Source organism: Erysipelatoclostridium sp. MSK.23.31, from assembly GCF_019125875.1.
Classification (GTDB): Bacteria; Bacillota_I; Bacilli_A; order Erysipelotrichales; family Coprobacillaceae; genus Thomasclavelia; species Thomasclavelia ramosa.
In genome coordinates this window covers 1-2858 of the sequence record NZ_JAHOCB010000087.1, presented here as the reverse complement: position 1 = coordinate 2858, position 2858 = coordinate 1, and the positions used below count along the sequence as shown (strand labels likewise).

At 34.0% G+C, this 2858-nt stretch carries 2 protein-coding genes; both read left to right on the top strand.

Translation table 11 applies throughout. The features are described from left to right. Positions 1–791: hypothetical protein (locus KSU54_RS18275; RefSeq protein ID WP_217749044.1), on the top strand; the 791-nt coding region annotated here is incomplete at its 5' end. Between the two features lie 110 nt (positions 792–901). Further along, on the top strand, positions 902–2858 hold a 1957-nt coding region (locus tag KSU54_RS18270; protein ID WP_217749043.1), incomplete at its 3' end, for a thioester domain-containing protein.

The following is a 2858-nucleotide window of genomic DNA, read 5'->3' as shown; positions in this document are numbered from 1 at the left end:
TAACATATAAAGATGAAACTAAAACAGTTAAGGTAGTTGTGAAAGATACAACTGCCCCAGAAATGACAGTACCAGAAAATATAGAAATTCTTCAAGGGACAGATTTGACTACATTTGATTTTAAATCATTGATTATAGCGACTGATTTAGCAACAATAAATGAATTGACAGTTGATTACAGTACAGTAGATATTAATGTACCTGCTAAATATACTGTAAAAGCTAGTATTGAAGATGCAAATGGAAATAAAGCTGAAAAAGATGTAAAGGTTACAGTAATTGCGCCACCAGCAATTGCCGAAGACGAAGTTGTAGTCCAAGAGACAGTAACTAATGCTGACGGAACAAAAACAGTAAAAAATACTGTTAAGAAAAAAGTGGATTCATCTGGAGATAAAGTAGTATCTAGTGGAAATAATTCAAATAGCAGCTCTAATAGTTCTGGAAGCAAACCTTCAGGTTCTACTGGAGGAAGCTCAGGATCATCTGGTAGTGGTTCTAACAAGCCTTCAAATGGAGGAACATCTGGTGGTAACAGTTCTGGAGGAAATAGTGGTAATTCAGGTGGAAGTTCTGGGAGTGGATCAAGCTCAGGAAATACTGGAGGAAATTCTGGATCAACGGGAGAAAATACTCAGCCAGTAAAAAGAAAAGTTTGGCGTACAGTGACTTATAAGTGGGGAGATTCAACTTTTGAGGATGGATATATCTGTTATGAGGGCGATCCATTAGAATCGTGGAGAGTTCCAAGTGATGCCACAGATGTAAAATATTGGGATAAATATATATAAAAAGCAATTCGTTGAATTGCTTTTTATTTTTGGAGGGAATAAAATGAAATTTTATTGTAGAAATCCTTGTTAGTTATATAGAAAAATAATGAAGAAGGAAGGAAAATAAAATGACAAGAAAAATTAAATGCTTTATTATTACGTTTCTTTCTATCATATGTATTTTGTCATCAGTATTTCCAGTGATGGCACAAAGCAGTATTTCATTTACATGGGGACAGGAAATTTATTATCCTAGTTGGCTAGGCAATTGGAGTACTAAAATGTGTTATATTAATGGATCACTTGCGTATTGTCTCGAATCTTCAAAAAACACGCCACCACAAGGACAATATGCACCTTATGTTATTAGAAATAATGATGCACTATTGAAAGTTCTTTACTATGGTTATGGCGGACCAGGAGATGTTTTTAAAGATGACCAAGTTACCAATGACACTAATAAATATCTGTATACGCATATTATGGCTAGTTATGCTTACTCAGGAGATATTTATGGTGGTAAGTCATGGGATGATTTATTGGCTAATGGAATTGGATTGAAATGGAGATATGAACAGATTCAGTCCATGCCAGTACCGACAAAAACATTTAATTTAACTAAAACTAATTTAAGTGCATATTATGATTCAGGCACAAGTACTCAGAGAACTGAAAACAATACATTTAATGCTGAAAGCAATGTGACAATAGACATTCCTTTACAGGAAGGGGTAGAGCTTCATAATCTAACAAAAGGGACAGTTAGCAGTGGAACAGTTTCAATTAATGGTGGTGATACTTTTTATTTGTCAGCACCGTTACAAAAAATGGAAGATTATAGTAGCGGTGAATTAGCTGGTAATAATTCTACAATGTATGCTCCTTTGGCTATAATGCCAGGGGGTGGATACCAAGCAGAGGCGACACTTTCTGTAACTAGTGACCCAAGAACATTAAGTTTTAATGTCAGTTGGTTAAATGGCAGTCAAATAGGTATTAATAAAACTGACAATTTTGGTGAAAACATTTCTAACGCTAAATTTGATTTATTACAGTGGAATAAGACAACTAGTCAATATGAAAAATTAAGAGAGTTTTCATATAATTCTACCAATAAATTATATGAGAGTGATTTTTTAGAAAAAACAGATCTGAATGAAGGTAAATTTAAGGTAGAGGAAACAGTACCAAATGGATATACAGCTTCTTCGAGATACGAGCAGGAATTTACATTAGACGGCTATATCGACAGAAGTGTTTTTACAGCAGAAATTGAAGGTAAAGAAGTAAATGTAAAATTATCGTCTACACTTGCGGACAACCATTACATAAAATATGAGGTGGATGGTGTACCAGATAGTGTAACAGAGATTAAATTTCCTACATGGTCGATTAATGGGGGACAAGATGATATTGATTGGGTTCACCTTGCAAAAGAAAGTGACGGGGTATGGCGTGCAAATAAGCAGATGCCTGAAAGTGGACAGTACGTGATTCATATCTATTATAATACTGCTGTACAGCAAAATATTTATTCTTATGCAGTTAATTTTTGGCCAAGTGATACAACGATCAATGTTGTAAACAATAGGATAATGGGTAAAATATCTGTTGATAAATTAGATTATCATGCAGGTGAAAAATTAGCAAACGCAACATTTGATGTGATTGCCAGAAACGATATAAGAACACCACAGGGAACTGTTATATATAGGCAGGGCGAAGTAGTAGGAAATCTTACAACAGATGAAAACGGTTATGGTGAACTGGATAATCTTAATTTAGGGGAATACACCCTAAAGGAGTCTATGGTACCAGATGGTTTCCGTGATGATGGCAGTACATACGATTTTACTATAACTAATGATAAAACTGATTCTAAACTGCATATGGGATTGGATGTGACATGGGAAATAAACAACTATCCTACTTTTATAAATGTTTATAAAGTTGATAAGGATTCGGGTAAAAAACTTGAAAATGCTGAATTTGATTTATACAACGTTACAGATAAAAAGAAAGTAGGAACATATAAAACAGATAAGAATGGCAATATTGCTGTTTTTTATTTATCAAGACAGAAAA